The organism is Gottfriedia endophytica (genome assembly GCF_017814275.1).
Taxonomy (GTDB): domain Bacteria; phylum Bacillota; class Bacilli; order Bacillales; family Bacillaceae_G; genus Gottfriedia; species Gottfriedia endophytica.
Map to the genome: position 1 here is coordinate 229584 of NZ_JAGIYQ010000005.1, position 15831 is coordinate 245414.

Consider the following 15831-nt stretch of genomic DNA (forward strand, 5'->3'; position numbering starts at 1 on the left):
CGCTTCAGTATTTATTATTCAAAACGTAATGCTTGGATTGGTCTCATATTCGAAGCTTTATAAGCTGGGAATACGCCAAAGACTACTCCAATCACAAATGAGAATAAGAATGACATAAGTAATACGGATAACGAAAATGTTACCGTTGTACTCATAAAGACAGCAAAGACTTTCGTCAATAACATTCCAAGACCTACGCCAATTATACCACCTAATGAACTTAGAACGACCGATTCAATTAAAAACTGTGTTAATATATCTCCTCTTTTAGCACCAATTGCTTTTCGTATTCCAATCTCTTTCGTACGCTCTGAAACCGAAACAAGCATAATATTCATAATACCGATTCCTCCAACTAATAGGGAAATACTTGCAATACCACCTAATAATAGAGTCATCGTATTCGTAACAGAATTCATTGTTTGCATTAAATCTTCTTGAGTTGAAACGTTAAACCCATCAGTTTTCCCACCAAAATGAGTGGCTAAATTACTTTCGATGCTGTTTTTAACAAAGTTCACATCACTTGTAGATTTTGCAGAGATGTACACTGAACCAATATTTGTATCTTGAATAACTCTTTGAGCAATGCTTAATGGTAATATAACCAAATCATCTCCACTACTACCTAACGAACTACCACTTGATTTTAAAACGCCAATTATTGTAAAGGATGTACCATTGATTTGGACTGATTGTCCAACAGGATTACCAATTCCAAACAACGTCTCGGCTGTATTTGCTCCTAAAACAACCACTTTACTTCTATTTTCATCATCAATATCTGAAATAAACCTTCCAGCCGTTACATTCGTATTTTTTACTGTTTCATAAGCCGCATTTGTTCCAATTAATGAAACATTACTTGAGGTCCGATCTTTTTTGATTGTAACACTACTAGAAACTACAGGTGCTATTTCCTTTACGCCAGCTATTTTTGATAATTCTTGTGCATCTTCAAGTGTATAGTTGGAAGAATTAGAATTACTACCAAAAAAATTAACTGATATTAAATTCGTTCCTAAAGCCCCAATTTGACTTGAAATTTGATTGCTTGATGCTTTACTAATCGAAACAAGAACGATTACTGATGATACACCAATAATAATTCCAAGCATCGTCAGAAAAGAGCGTATTTTATTGCCCCTGATACTCCTCAATGCCATTATGACTAACTGAAAAATGTTCAACTGCCTCACCTCTTGTTTCATATAATTGCCCATCTTCAATTCGTACAACCCTATTTGCCTCTGAAGCAACTTTTTCATCATGAGTTATTAAAATAATCGTATGGCCTTTACGATTTAACTCCTTCATTAATGCTAGTATTTCTCTTCCTGTTTTCTGATCTAATGCTCCTGTAGGTTCATCCGCTAGTAAAATTTCCGGATGTCCAGCTAATGCACGTGCAATTGCTACACGCTGTTGTTGACCACCTGAAAGTTGATTAGGGTATTGATTTAAACGATTTTCTAAACCTACTTCTTTCATGTAAGCAGTTGCTACTAATCTACGTTGTTTTTTCATCATTCCACGATAGATTAATGGCAATTCTACATTCTCAATAGCAGTAAGCTTTGTTAATAGGTTAAAATTTTGAAAGATGAACCCTATTTTTTCGTTTCGAATACTCGCTAGTTGGCTATCATTTAGAGAATTCACATCTCTTTCATTTAATAAATATTTACCTTCATCTGCTTTATCTAAGCAACCGATCATATTCATGAAAGTCGATTTTCCAGATCCAGAAGGACCTATTATTGCGATAAAATCTCCTTTGTTGATTGTTAACGAAACGTCTTTTAATGCATACAATACTTCGCCACCAATTTTATATTGTTTACTCATATTTGAAATTTGTATAAGTGCGTTACCCATATTTAGTTACCACCTCCATTTTTTGACATTCCGCGATGTTGAAGTCCGTTTCCTTTTCCACCGAACATCATACGGCCTCCTCCACCGCCACCGCCAAATCCAAATCTAAATGAATTAGTGGAAGACTGTATTTGTGGAAGAATTACTTGATCTCCTACTTGTAAACCACTTTTAATTTCAACATAAGAATCCGTTGAAGAACCAGTTGTTACCTCTCTCTTCTCTGGTGAAGTATTATTAGGATTATTTGAACCCGTTAAAACATAGACAAACTTCTTATTATTTTGAGTATGTACAGCTTCTATTGGTACATAAAGAACATTCTTTTTCGTTTCTACATTAATAGTAGATTCTGTCGTCATACCAACTTTTGCATTTTTCACTTGATCTAACAGGACTGTCACGCTAAAAGTCGAAACTCCATTGTTTACTGTCCCTTCGTTTGCGATTGATGTGACTTTACCTGTATAGATTCCATCAGGATCAGCATTTAATTTTATACTTACTTTTTGTCCTACTTTTACTTTTGTAATATCTAATTCATCTACATCAATTTTTGTTTCTAAGTTATTATTATTTGTGATATGTGCAACTACCGTTCCTCTATTTACTTGATCTCCTACAGCTACTGGTAAAGAACTAACCACTCCTGAAAACGGTGCGGTGATAGGATCACTTCCATCCGCAAATGTAATTAGCTTTTCTCCTTTATTAACTTGTTGATTTAAACTAACTTTAATTTGATCAATTGTAGAATTTGTCGATGTCATTAAATCCTTACTATCAATTGCATCAATTGCTCCAGAACCACTAACGTTTACTTGTAAATCTCCCTGTCTCACTGCATCAGTACGCATTGTTACATTATTTGTTTGTGTTTGTGCTTTTGACTTTATGACATAAAAGGCTCCACCACCAAATACCACTATTATCAAAATCCCAATAATTAGCCATTTTTTCATTTAGTTCATACCTCTTTCTTATTAGTTTGAAATAATTATTGATTACTAGAATTACCATTCTGTGGAGCCCACGACCCATTAAATCTTGGGAAATTTTGCATCATTTGACCTCTACTTACCTGTTTATAAACTAGATAACCAACACCAGTTATAGAAATAATCGTAAAAATCAAATTACAAACTAATAAACTAATAACTAACTTCTGTTTTAGTTCATCCACATTTTTTCCTCCCTGCTTTGTGATAACGCTATTATGAGTTATCTATCTTAAGATTTTCTTAATAAAATTTAAGGTTAGACCTACTCAGTTTGTAGTTTTCAAATTTAGAATAAAAAAAAGCTGCTTATTCAAATGAATAAACAGCTGTTAGATTTGATAATTTATAAAAAAGCTATTAAATAAGAAAGAAATCTAGCAAATAATATTAGTCAAAATTATATTTTTCTTTATCTATGTAATTAATTACAATTTTACCGCTCGCACAAGTTGGAGCTTTACATATTTAGGTATATCACCTTTGATTACAATTCTTCCATTTTGTAAAGGCACTTTTGCACCCCAACCATTTTTAAACTTCTTAATTTTAACTTGTAATAATCTAATATCGATTAAGCCCAACCCAGCCTTATTTTTTATTTCAAGTTCAGGTGTTTGACTGTTCCCAAGCCCAGAAAGTACTAATTTTAATTTCAATTCAGGTTCACTATCACTTTTTACTACAACAAAAATATTTCCCTCTTCATCTTCTCTAAACCGATCATATGACACAGAAAAGCTTTTTGTACTTAATAATATTTCTCCTTTATCAGTAACACGATAAACTGGTGTAAACATTGCCTCTTCTCCTTGTCATACCATTTTAAAAATAAATGGATAAATTCTTTTTTAACACGAAAGTTTTATTATACTCCATTTAACCAGTACTTTTAAATTTTTTAACATTTTTTAATAAAACCTTTTACTAGTTTGTCTATAAATGATCGAAAAGTACTTTCCAATATTTAAAATGGATAGAACGAAAGGCGGAAACGACCCGCTTATCCTCGAAAGGCATTGGAGCAAATACAAAAGGAAGGGCGTACTTTCCCTTCATTTTGTTTTTGTGAAATGACCGAGAGGATGGTCGTTGGAGCTAGATCATACGAAAGGCGGAAGTGGCTTGCTTACCTTCGACAGACGTTGGAGCAAATACAAAAGGAAGTGTGCTTTTTCACTTCATTTTGTATTTGTGAAATGGCCGAGAAGGTAGGCGCTGTAGCTGGACAACACGAAAGGCGGAAACGACCTGCTTATCCTCGAAAGGCATTGGAGCAAAAACAAAAAGAAGGGCGTACTTTCCCTTCATTTTGTTTTTGTGAAATGACCGAGAGGATGGTCGTTGGAGCTAGATCACACGAAAGGTGAAAGTGGCCTGCTCACATACTAATTATTCCTACCTAAAATAGTGTGGCTTAAATTTTGCTTAGTATTACAAAAAAAGAGCAACCTATTAATATAAGGTTACTCAACATTTCATATTATTTTGAAGGGGTTACATTAATAAAAGGTGTCGCACCACTTGTAACTTGTGGTAACTTTCCATCCCATTTTTCAATTGCTTTCTCTTGATTTTCAATTTCTTTTAATCTTACTAGTTCAGGTGTAATTTCCTGTTTTTTCAAATGAAGTGCCTCTGCCTCCGCTTTTGCTTGTGAGATTTTTTGCTGTGCTTCTATATTAACACGATCTAAGTCACGCTTCGCTTTTAAAGCTTGTTGTTCAGCAGCAGTTTTTGCTTCGATTGCATTGTTAAACGTTTCACTAAATTTAAAGTCCTTAATATTTATTTCTTCTAATTTCATGTAATAAGTATTCAGACGTTTCCCTAACATATCTTTTATTTCTGAGCTAACTTCAGGTCGCTTTGTTATTAACTCTTCCGCAGTATATTTTGCCATTACAGCTTTAATTGATTCAGCAACAGCTGGGTCAATTATTCGAGTTCGGTAATCTAATCCTACTTGCTGATACAATTTATTTACAGACTCGGGTGATACACTGAAGTTTACTGCTACAACTGTAGAAACTGTTTGTAAATCCTTTGATGAAGCTGATTGATTAGTTTCTTCTTTTTGTACACGTACTTCCATTTTTTCTACTGAAGTGATAAATGGTAATTTAAAATTAAATCCTTCGCTTAGTACTCCTTCAACTTTTCCTAACTGAACTAAAACCCCACGATATCCAGCAGGAATAATTGTAAATGATGAGCTTAAAACAACGATCACAATAATTGCAAGTGCAATAAACCCTAACCATTTTTTTAAATTGCTACCAATGTTTTGATTATCCATTTCTTCTCTCCTTTTTTCCCCTTGTCATTATTATATATGAAAATTCAATTAAATTTAACTATTCTAAATTTAATTTATTCCCCTGAATATTTGTTAGGATGGTTCTTTTTCAAAGTTGTTGAATTAAAAAGAATTTATATAGGAATCTGTTGACACAGAAGTTGATTGGAACGGAAGGTGCGAGACTCCTGTGGGACAGCTGGACAGGTGAGACCCCGCTGGAGCGATAGTAGGAGGCTCAACGCCCGCCCTACAGAAAGCGCTTCTTGCGATCAAATTTACAAACAGTCGAAAAAAATAAAGAAGTGCAGAAGCACTTCTTTCAGATTGAAGATCCTTTTTCATCGTTTAACCCAAACATAGTCTGAACCAAGCTTGATTCGGTTCCAGTTCCCAAATGATGCAACGCTTGAATACTTTCCAGGTTTTAATGTGCCAATTGCTTTGTTACTTACTGGTGTCATGTAATAAGGTTTCTTCGCAAGTTTAAGAGAAATGGTTTTAATCACAAGTTTTCCATTTTGAACATCGCTTTCCCTTACCCAGCGAATGCCTTTTGAGGATTTTACTTGATAAAAATGATTCACTACAGATAAGACCGTTAAATTTTCAGGCGAAAGCCATTCATTTCGCTTTGCTCCATTCATCGGTTTGTTGTAGGGATAAATCGGTCTAAACATAATCACGTTTCCGCTACGCGGCTTTACCAACTCACCATTCTTTTCAGATATATAAACCGTCCCGTTTTGTCCCGCTAATTCAATATACCCATTTGCACGTCCTCTGACTGGGTAAATGCCTTCTGGTAGTAATCCTTCATCTGTCTCTTCATTCACTGGTGATGATTTGTATTTCGCTTCATTCACATAGAGTGTGCCAGATGATTTTACTACTTCACCAACAATGTAAGGAGGAAGTGTGATTGGTGTATACTGTTCTCCGTTTTTCTCGTATGTCTGATTTTTTTCATCCATATAGATCGTGTGAACACCTTTTTTAAACGATCCTTGATCTTTAAAAGTTGTAATCTTAAGCGGACGATAAGTGACAACTGGTGGTTTAACTGGCGGATCAATTGGATCCGGTGGATAAACTAATGTTTCAATCGTTGCGCCAGGATAATAAAACGACAGGATCTCACGGTACGAATTATTTTCTTTACTCATTTGGTACGCTCCCCACTGGCTCATCCCAATTCCATGTCCCCATCCAGCCCCATTTATCGTAATCGATGAAATGTCATCGGCAATTGATGTAATAGTTGGTGATTTAAAGGTATTCACACCAATCGCTGAGCGAAGCTTGTCATTTCCAATTGTGTACGTACCAGTAAATAACGTCGTGTTCCCATTTCCATCACTAACGATGCTATTGTCTGCTGCTTTTTTTACATAAGAGAACGTAAACGTTGTCGTTAAGTACGTTGTATCGGATATTACTTTTGGTGAAGTAATACTGGTTAGACCAATAATTTTCGTATCTGGACCACTGGCATTTTTCATCCCTGTTAGTAATGCTTGGTAAGGGAATGTTTCATTCGTATTTTGCCACCACATTGCTTTTGTATCTGGTGTATACGTCGCTAAATCGATGATCATTTTTTGGAATTTAACACTCCAGTTTTTGTTGGTAGCACCGCTTCTAGCGTCATATGGGTCTGATTTGTATACAAGATACGGAAGACGCGTAGTGTTCCAAATATTCGTATTACTATACACATATCCGCCGTTTGATGAAGAGAATAACGCATCGGCATAGTCTTTTCCGCTTTTTAACACTTCTCCGCTTGTTTCGTCGACCGCCGCATTACTTGCGGTATATTTTTCACTGTATCCGCCGTACACTTGGTAAGAAACGGTATCATTGATCACTTTTCCGCCTTTTGATTGACGTAAGGCATATGTACGAGCTGCAACTGCTTGAGCTTTTAACGCATTTTTCCCGCCATTTGCACTGCTTCCCCATGAATCGCTCATTTCGTTTGGTACAACGCCTTTTACATAAGTTTCAAGGTCAATCGTATTTACTAGTCGAAGCACGTTAGCTTCAGGTGTTAATCGAATCGTTCCCCTATACAAATGGTTGCTATATGTAATGCTCCCCTTTTGATCTACTGGAGTAAGCGTTGGTGAATCGCTAATGCCTATCAACCCACCATTCACAATGAGAGAAACGCCTAAACTTGTCGCTTCTCCAATCACAGTTGATCCGGCCGGAATCACACTTCCTGTAATATTTTCACGGTAATCTCCATTTGTCATAAATGTCTGCGTATTACTAGATGTGGCATAATTCTTTAGGGACACCGAAATATCTTCAGCTTGCACGTGGGCTATCGTAATTCCAAGTGTCAATAGACTAATTATGGCTACTTTCTTCCAACTATTCATTCTTCTCTCCTCCTCTTTTAACCTTACTTGACTATCAAAAAACCTCTATTCCTTTGCATTCGGCAAAAGTGGAGAGGTTCCTTTCTTATTTCGTTTTGATCCACGAATGGAAATCTAGCAAAAAGCGTTCATGCTGCTCATTTTTGAGCATGCAATTCATTTGTGTATTTATAAAGTACATCGACACGTTTTTGAATGAATTCAAGGGTGTAAGACCAACATCTTGCATCCTGGAGCGGAAATCAATTAAACACACTGACAATAGCATCAAGGTATCCAACCCCAAAAACACCTATCAACTTATATAAAGTAATTAGGTGTGGAAAAATAACTTACTTTCTAATTAAGCGATTTTTAGGTTATAATGGATTTAATGAGGTGAATAATAATGAAAGAAAGCAAAATAAATTTATGCCCTCTTGTTCAAAAAGGGATGGACTTAATCAGTAAAAGATGGAATGGTCTTATCATCCAGACACTTTTAACAGGATCACATCGTTTTTCTGAAATAGAAGCAGCTATTCCGATTAGCGGTAGACTACTTTCTGAAAGATTAAAGGAATTAGAAAAAGAAGGAATTGTAAATCGAGCGGTTTTTACAGAAGTTCCAATTCGAGTAGAATACTCCTTAACTGAAAAAGGATTAGCACTTACTCCGATTATAAGAGAAGTCGAAAACTGGTCAAAAAAATGGGTTTCATTAGAAGAAGCAGAATAATACTTTTAAGTTGTTTGTTTAGTTAAATCAAAAATACTAACAGACAACTTTTTTTTATTTGGCTAACAATCCTAAAAATAAATTTTTTGAGAATAGTCTTTATGACTTATTGAATGCATTTTATTTTCGTTATATTCTAAAAATTGTTTATAATCTACTTAGTTAAACATTTATGGAAAGAAGGAGAATAATTTGCCTTACACAAGTACGACCGTTAAATACAATGAGATTCAGAGTATTCGCAATGGTGCAGCATCAACTGTTGCGTTAAGCTTAACAAACAATTTTTTTACCGTTTTTGCAATTCTGGTACTCGGAGCAACGGACTATCAAATTAGTTTAATTTCTTCTCTTCCTTCAATTATAGGAATGTGTGCTATGCTTCCTGCAGCAATTTACATAAACCGATTAGAAAGGAAGAAGGAATTTACTGTTTATACACTTTTTCTTACCCGTATCTTTCTATTGTTTATGGTATTTATTCCTTTTATTAAGCCTAGCCTCTCTTCTTGGATCTTTGTTGCTTTAATTGGACTCATGAATTTACCTGGTACATTCTTAAATTTAGGTTGGCAAGCACTAATTGGAGACTTGATTCCTGATAATAGACGAAATACGTTTTTTGGAAAACGAAACAAATACTTAACGTTTATTGGAATGGTCGTTACTTTACTGGTTGGATTTTGTATGCGTGGTGTCAATTCTAAATCAGCATTTCCTTACCAAGCATTATTTTTCATTGCCTTTTTATTTAGTTTAGTAGAGTTGTACTATTTAAAATTACACAAAGAAAAGCCTGTTAAGACTGAGAAAAGTAACTACCAATCACCTTTTTCAAAGAGAATTTTTAAAAACAAACCATATGCTGCTTTTTTAATTTGTGGTTTATTTTTTAATTTTGGATGGCAAATGGCTTGGTCTCTTTTTTCGATTTACCAAATTCGTTATGCTCATGCAACTGCTTTCTGGATTAGTTTATTCACGGTGAGTAACCAAATCTCTCAAATCGTTAGTTATCCTTGGTGGGCTAAAATGGCAGATAAGTGGAGTAATCGAACATTGCTTGTCTGGATTTCAATTGGTATGGCTTTAGCACCAGTTTTAAATATCTTATCAATCAATTATGGTTATTTATTATTTATTAACTTCTTCTCAGGATTTTTCGTATCAGGTACTGTCCTTATTTTATTTAATAGTTTACTAGAAGTTTCTGAGGAAGAACATCGAACATCCTATATTGCAAATTACAATTTTTTATTATCAATCGTTGCATTCATTGCCCCACAAGTAGGTGTCTATTTACTAGAAACGTTTAGTATGAATACATCCATGGTTCTTTCAACAATTTGTAGAGGATTATCCGCTCTATTCTTTATTTGGATGGGATGGTATTTGAAAACTAGTAAAGAGCAAATGAAAGAGTATAATCAGCAAATTAATAATATGTGATTATAATACGAAATGAAAAAAGGAAGTCAATTAACTTCCTTTTTTCATTCAGCCAGAGAAATATTACCTTGAAGGATTGACATATGTATTATTAACTTTTACACCAATGCCATCTTCGTAAACCATTTTCCCACCGTAATACCCTACTGAAAAAATAAATACGACTGCGACAACTGAAATAATTAAATACAAATATTTAAGCTTTTGAAACAATACTTTTCTGTTAGTAATAGTAAGCCATAATCGATAAGCTGCAATCACAGAAACAATGATGGCCGTAATATCAGCAAGAGTAGAATGAATTCCTAGATAAATTGTATTACCGTGGGCATGTTCCTCAGGACCAGTTCCAACTGATATCCACGCTCCAATTACTGCTATGATCCAAAGTGCTAACCCTCTTTCAGGTAAAAATGCTCCTTCTCTAAATGCATTGAACACATCGTATAGAAAAGCAATTGTAATGATTGCTATTGGAAAATGGACAATAATTGGATGAATATGTTGTATAACTTCAGTTAACATTATTTTTCTCCTTTTTATAACATAAGCTTTATTGTCATTATCGTTAAATCTCATTTAATTAATACATTCATGAGATGATAAAAAAAAACTAACCTCATTAAAGAAGTTAGTTTTTCTTAAAACTTACATATTCTCTTTTAAAATTTCTAAAATTGCTTCTTTCGGTCTGTACCCTGTGATACTCCCTAGTGGTTCACCATCTTTAAATAAAACCATCATTGGTATACTCATAATCTCATATTTGCGGGCAGTAATTGGATGTTCGTCTACATTTAATTTTACAATTTTTAATTTATCACCCATTTCTTGATCAATTTCCTCTAAAACTGGACCAAGCATTTTACAAGGACCACACCAAGGTGCCCAAAAATCCACTAATACCGCTCCATTTGCTATTTCTTCTAAAAAAGTATGATCTGTTGATTGTACAATTGCCATTTGAAATTCCTCCCTATTATTCAATATCCCCAAGCTAAGCTGACATTCCACCTAGCAAGTTCCAATCTTATATCCTCATTTTTCGTTTCCTATTAAATTACTTTTTATACCGTATATTGTTTCGTATAATTTATAGCCACCATCCAAATTAATCGCTTTGAAACCATTCTCTGTTAACGTACGACTTGCTAAGTAGCCCCGCATACCTAGCTGACATGTAATATAGATCGGTTTGTCTTTTGGTAATTCATTTAAACGATGTCTTAGATCATCTAATGGAATATGAATTGATCCAGGAATCATCCCTTGTTTTAGCTCATTAGATTCACGAACATCAATTAAATACCCACCATTTTTTACGATTTCATCGATCTCATGCCATTGAACTGTCTCAACCAAACCTTCAACAATATTTGTTGCTACATACCCTGCTAAGTTTACTGGATCTTTTGCCGAAGCAAATGGAGGAGCATATGCAATTTCTAATTCAGGTAAATTAGTTACTTTTGCCCCTAATTTCATAGCTGTAGCAATGATATCTAAACGTTTGTCTACCCCTTCTTTACCTACAACTTGCGCCCCGTACATTTTGCCAGTTTCTTTATCAAAAATTAATTTAATTAATACAGGGAAAGCACCTGGGTAATAACCTGCATGAGAGTTTGCTTGTACATGAACTACCTCATATGAAGTACCTTGCTTTTGAAGTGTTTTCTCATTAGCTCCAGTCGATGCAACCGCCAAATCAAAAACTTTTACAATTGATGTCCCCATTGTACTTGTATATTTTGCATTTCTTCCATTAATAACATCAGCTACTAATCTACCTTGTCGGTTAGCTGGCCATGCTAATGGAATCATTGTTTCAGCCCCTGTAGCAAAGTCAGTAACTTGGATTACATCCCCTACTGCAAAAATTGACGGATCAGATGTCTGCATTTTTTCATTTACTTTAATCGTTCCTCTAACACCAAGCTCTAAACCTGCCTGTTTTGCAAGTTCATTTTGAGGCTGAACACCAATTGATAAAATAATCATATCTGTTTTAATTGATTTTCCACTTTTCAATTGAACGAGTGTCCCCTGTTGTTCAAAAGATGCTACTCCATTACCTAGTATTAACTCAACTCCGTGATCTTTCATATGATTCTGCGCAACTGTAGCCATTTCTTTATCAATAATTGGTAGGATTTGATCAGCCATCTCAACAAGCGTTACTTCTATTCCACGTTCTCGTAAAGTTTCAACCATTTCAATTCCAATAAATCCTCCACCGATAACTGTCGCATGCTGAGGTTTTTGATGATCAACATATAACTTTATTCGATCTGTATCTGGAACATTTCTTAAAGTAAATAATGACTTAGCTTCTTCAATTCCAGGAATTTCTGGTTTCATTGGTCGTGAACCAGGTGAAAGGACAAGAATATCATATAATTCAGTATATGTTTCACCCGATTGATGGTTCAAAACTGTTATCGTTTTTTCTTCACGATTAATTGCAATTACTTCATTATTTACTCGTACATCTATATTAAATCGCTTTGCCATTCGATCAGCTGTTTGCACTAGCAATTTTTGACGCTCTTTAATTACCTCTCCAATATAATAAGGTAATCCACAGTTAGCGAAGGAAATGTACTCCCCTTTTTCAAATAAGATAATTTCATCTTTTTCATTCAATCGGCGTAAACGAGCTACAGCAGAAGCCCCACCTGCCACGCCTCCTACGACAAGAATTTTTTTACTCATATATTAATGAGCCTCCTTTGATTTATATACTTTCAACTGAAATGATATACCCTTAAGGGTATATTGTAAACTAGATTGTTTGATTGTTTTTTTATATTTGGTGGTTCTCTTGGTGGTTCGGCAGAGTGTTTCGTAATTCGTGTGATTTGCTTGGTTATTCGGCCGGTTTGCTCCGAAATTCGGCCGGTTTGCTCCGAAATTCGGCTGGTTTCCAATTATTCGGCCATTTCACCAGATAATTCGACCGGTTTGTTATATTATTCAGCCGTTTTTCCAGTTAATTCAACCATTTTTCACATTGTTCAACCGTTTTTCCAATTAATTCAACCATTTTCCTCATTGATTCTGTATACCCCAACATTATATCAGTCGGTAATCCAAATTTATCGGTCATTTCCTTCAATATATCAGTCATTTCATGTTTATATCAGTCATGTTCTAACTTTTATCAGTCGATTTACCAATTTTATCGGTCAAAAGGAATTATTTAAGTCATCTATGAAAAATTTCAAACTATCTTTCATCCCAAGTAACTAACAGATCAGTTTTTATTTCAAAAGAATGATATAATAATTTAATAGTCGCAAAATTCTTTCTATTAAAAAGGAGTAAGTATGGTTACAGAAAAACTATTAAAAGAAAAATTAATGAAACTAAAAGAGAACAATTATATTTTAACAGAAGAAGAAAATGCATATGATCTTGCTATTGAAATGCTAAAAAATATCGGCTCTGTTGATCCCGTTTTACGTGACGATTTGATTTATTCAATCCTATCAAAATGGATGATTAATGATGTATTTACAACTGAACAGTTACAGCATCTATTATTTATCTGTATTGATGAAAATCACCTCCACTATAAATTAGGTGAGATAAATACTGATTCCATCTTTACTAGATCGTTTTCTATATTAATAACAGCTGTTATTTTATATAAAGAAAATGAAACATCATTTTTAACCTCAAAAGACATAGAAAATGTGAAGGAGAAAATTTTTCAATATGCTATTCAAGAAAATGATATACGTGGATATGATGAAGAAAAAGGTTGGGCTCATTCAATCGCACATCTTGCAGACTGTTTAGATGAACTTGCAAAAAATCATCAATTGAATCAAACAGACCTACAAATGATGTTAGAAATTATTTGCACACGTATCATGGAAAGTAAAAATGTATTTACCTGTGAAGAAGACGAGAGAATGGTAACTGCTGTTTGTGCAATTATAGAACGGAATCTACTATCTGAAGAAGATATTAAGAATTGGATAGTAAGATTTAAAGATTATAAAAAAACTGATGACTATAATAAGAACTATAATATTAAAATTAACTCCAAACACTTTTTAAGAAGTTTGTATTTTAGATTAAAACCAGTTGAAAAAGAGAAATATTCCATGATTTTAAAAGCATTAGATGAATTGAATACATACTAACCACCGGAACACAATTTTTCTTAATCTAAATTAAACAAAAAAGAGACACAAACCCATATGCTTTTGTGTCTCTTTTCTCGTGCTCTACTTCTTCAACATTATTAAGCTAAATCGTATCCTTGATCTTCAATAGCCTCTTTTACAGTTTCAATCGAAGTAGCTTCTCTATGGTTAATTTTCACTTCTTTACTTTCTAAATTTACATCAACTGATTCAACACCACTTACTCCCTCAACTGCTTTTGTAACTGCAGCTTTACAGTGATTACAAGTCATTCCTTCTACTACTAAAACTGTTACCATGATTATTCCTCCCATATTCTTTTATTTCACAAATCTTTTCACAACGTCCATTAACTCTTTTACTGATTCTTCACCATTTCCACTATCTACGGCTTTTATCATGCAATGATTCGCATGACGCTCCAGCAAGGAAAATCCTACTCTTTTCAGCGCAGCTTCAACTGCTAAGATTTGGGTTAAAATATCTATACAATAACGGTCTTCTTCAACCATTTTTTGAATTCCACGTACTTGGCCTTCGACTTTTCGAAGACGTTTTACTAAATCTTGTATTTCTTCCTCAGACCGAGGAACCATCTTTTCGTCATGACAATTTTCCATATTGTCACCTCCTTATTTCATTGTACTAATAGGGGGTATAGGTGTCAATTTTAGTAAGTATTTTTATATTTAAAATCTATTTAAAAATTCACAATTATTTTTTTATACCAAACCAATTCGGTTAAATTAACCTTTTAAACTATTTTAATTAAATTTTAAAAATTCAGCTATATAATAACAAGAAGATTCAATACACAAACTATCAAATAATGACAATCAGAACGGAGAAGCTTTTATGTTAACAGATTGGATTAAAAATTCTAAAGAGAGGAAATTAGTCTATCTTGCAACAGTTATTGCACTAGTCATTTTTGGACTTGGCTTTTGGACGATCGCGCATCGACATTCTTTGGAATCAACTGTTCCTAATCATTTTAAAGATCCAAGAAATTTATTAACTTCCTATGCTCGGAACAAGGCATCCCTTGGACGACTTTGTGTTTTTGCAGCTTTTGCAATGTTCCCTCTTTACTTTTTATTACGAACAAAAAAAATAAATTTAACGAAAGAACTAAAAAAATTCATTTCACTATTGCTTAAATGGGTTAAATTGTTCCATGTACCGATTTCAGTTATTGCTTTTGCTTTAATTACGGTTCATTCAATTATCATGGTTTTTTATGATTGGCATACTGACGCAGTAGATCTTACTGGGGTACTTTCTTATCTTTTACTTCTTCCATTAGGAGTATTTGGTTTTTTACGATATAAACGTAAAGACAAAAACTGGCATTATTATTTATCATTTGCTTTTGTTTTCTCTATGCTACTTCATACTTTCGTTTGATGATCACACTCATTATTCTTTCTACAAAAAAGACTACATTCCTCTCGAATGTAGTCTTTCTTTTGATCTATATTACTGAATTGTATTTAATAAATTTGCCATTTCAATTGCTGCAACAGCACAGTCATATCCTTTGTTTCCAGCTTTTGTACCTGCACGTTCAATTGCCTGTTCAATATTCTCAGTTGTCAGAACACCAAAAATAACAGGAATTTCAGTTTCTAAAGAAATACTTGCAACCCCTTTAGCTACTTCATTACAAACATAATCATAATGAGTTGTTGCACCGCGAATTACTGCGCCAAGTGTGATTACTGCATCATATTTTTTTGACTTCGCTAATTTTTTTGCTATTAATGAAATTTCAAAAGCTCCAGGTACCCATGCAACATCGATTTGATCTTCATCTACTCCGTGACGTTTTAATCCATCAATTGCTCCGCCTAATAATTTACTTGTAATAAATTCATTAAATCGACCAGCTACAATCGCAATTTTTAATCCACTTCCAACAACATTTGCTTCAAAATTCATT

The 15831-nt window shown here is 34.0% G+C and carries 17 protein-coding genes; 4 read left to right on the forward strand and 13 right to left on the reverse strand.

Annotated features, from left to right (window positions below; translation table 11 throughout):
• Positions 1–14: 14 nt before the first annotated feature.
• The 7 genes from J5Y03_RS09570 to J5Y03_RS09600 form a co-directional block, all read right to left on the reverse strand.
• Entirely contained in the window at positions 15–1190 is a 1176-nt protein-coding gene (locus J5Y03_RS09570) for an ABC transporter permease (protein WP_245208838.1), read from the reverse strand.
• Complete coding sequence (locus tag J5Y03_RS09575; protein ID WP_209404987.1) at positions 1138–1878, reverse strand: ABC transporter ATP-binding protein; 741 nt, start codon at positions 1876–1878, stop codon at positions 1138–1140. Before J5Y03_RS09575 ends, J5Y03_RS09570 begins: the two co-directional genes overlap by 53 nt.
• Before the next feature lie 2 nt (positions 1879–1880).
• Entirely contained in the window at positions 1881–2840 is a 960-nt protein-coding gene (locus J5Y03_RS09580; RefSeq protein ID WP_209404989.1) for an efflux RND transporter periplasmic adaptor subunit, read from the reverse strand.
• Between the two features lie 35 nt (positions 2841–2875).
• On the reverse strand, positions 2876–3061 hold the full coding sequence (locus J5Y03_RS09585; protein WP_209404992.1) for a hypothetical protein: 186 nt from the start codon (positions 3059–3061) through the stop codon (positions 2876–2878).
• A gap of 243 nt (positions 3062–3304) precedes the next feature.
• A complete protein-coding gene (locus J5Y03_RS09590) occupies positions 3305–3676 on the reverse strand; it encodes a hypothetical protein (protein WP_209404995.1) in 372 nt (123 codons plus the stop codon).
• A 683-nt stretch (positions 3677–4359) separates the two neighbouring features.
• On the reverse strand, positions 4360–5175 hold the full coding sequence (locus J5Y03_RS09595) for a prohibitin family protein (protein WP_209404997.1): 816 nt from the start codon (positions 5173–5175) through the stop codon (positions 4360–4362).
• A gap of 341 nt (positions 5176–5516) precedes the next feature.
• Entirely contained in the window at positions 5517–7565 is a 2049-nt protein-coding gene (locus J5Y03_RS09600; RefSeq protein WP_209404999.1) for a SpoIID/LytB domain-containing protein, read from the reverse strand.
• Between the two features lie 388 nt (positions 7566–7953).
• Between J5Y03_RS09600 and J5Y03_RS09605 the strand changes: the two genes are divergently transcribed.
• Together J5Y03_RS09605 and J5Y03_RS09610 are read left to right on the forward strand one after the other, a co-directional pair.
• Positions 7954–8283, forward strand: coding sequence for a winged helix-turn-helix transcriptional regulator (locus tag J5Y03_RS09605; RefSeq protein WP_209405001.1), 330 nt, complete (start codon positions 7954–7956; stop codon positions 8281–8283).
• A gap of 192 nt (positions 8284–8475) precedes the next feature.
• Positions 8476–9732, forward strand: a complete 1257-nt coding sequence (locus tag J5Y03_RS09610; protein WP_245208839.1) for an MFS transporter — start codon at positions 8476–8478, stop codon at positions 9730–9732.
• A 63-nt stretch (positions 9733–9795) separates the two neighbouring features.
• On the opposite strand, the gene J5Y03_RS09615 is transcribed toward J5Y03_RS09610, so the two are convergent.
• From J5Y03_RS09615 to J5Y03_RS09625, 3 genes are all read right to left on the reverse strand, one after another.
• Complete coding sequence (locus tag J5Y03_RS09615) at positions 9796–10257, reverse strand: DUF2231 domain-containing protein (protein WP_209405003.1); 462 nt, start codon at positions 10255–10257, stop codon at positions 9796–9798.
• A gap of 123 nt (positions 10258–10380) precedes the next feature.
• Entirely contained in the window at positions 10381–10695 is a 315-nt protein-coding gene (trxA, locus tag J5Y03_RS09620) for a thioredoxin (protein WP_209405005.1), read from the reverse strand.
• A gap of 75 nt (positions 10696–10770) precedes the next feature.
• Positions 10771–12447 carry a CoA-disulfide reductase gene (locus tag J5Y03_RS09625; RefSeq protein WP_209405007.1) on the reverse strand — a complete coding sequence of 559 codons (1677 nt, stop codon included), beginning with the start codon at positions 12445–12447 and terminating at the stop codon, positions 10771–10773.
• A gap of 614 nt (positions 12448–13061) precedes the next feature.
• Between J5Y03_RS09625 and J5Y03_RS09630 the strand changes: the two genes are divergently transcribed.
• Positions 13062–13886: a DUF2785 domain-containing protein gene (locus J5Y03_RS09630; RefSeq protein WP_209405009.1), complete on the forward strand. Its 825-nt coding sequence runs from the start codon at positions 13062–13064 to the stop codon at positions 13884–13886.
• Positions 13887–13987: 101 nt separating this feature from the next.
• Here the strand turns inward: J5Y03_RS09630 and J5Y03_RS09635 are convergent, their stop codons facing one another.
• Positions 13988–14188, reverse strand: coding sequence for a copper ion binding protein (locus tag J5Y03_RS09635; protein WP_209405011.1), 201 nt, complete (start codon positions 14186–14188; stop codon positions 13988–13990).
• Positions 14189–14209: 21 nt separating this feature from the next.
• A complete protein-coding gene (locus tag J5Y03_RS09640) occupies positions 14210–14509 on the reverse strand; it encodes a metal-sensing transcriptional repressor (protein ID WP_209405013.1) in 300 nt (99 codons plus the stop codon).
• A 235-nt stretch (positions 14510–14744) separates the two neighbouring features.
• Here J5Y03_RS09640 and J5Y03_RS09645 point away from each other — a divergent pair, with 235 nt between their 5' ends.
• Positions 14745–15296: a hypothetical protein gene (locus J5Y03_RS09645; RefSeq protein WP_209405015.1), complete on the forward strand. Its 552-nt coding sequence runs from the start codon at positions 14745–14747 to the stop codon at positions 15294–15296.
• Between the two features lie 72 nt (positions 15297–15368).
• Here the strand turns inward: J5Y03_RS09645 and ribH are convergent, their stop codons facing one another.
• A complete protein-coding gene (ribH, locus tag J5Y03_RS09650; RefSeq protein ID WP_209405017.1) occupies positions 15369–15830 on the reverse strand; it encodes a 6,7-dimethyl-8-ribityllumazine synthase in 462 nt (153 codons plus the stop codon).
• Position 15831 lies beyond the last annotated feature (1 nt).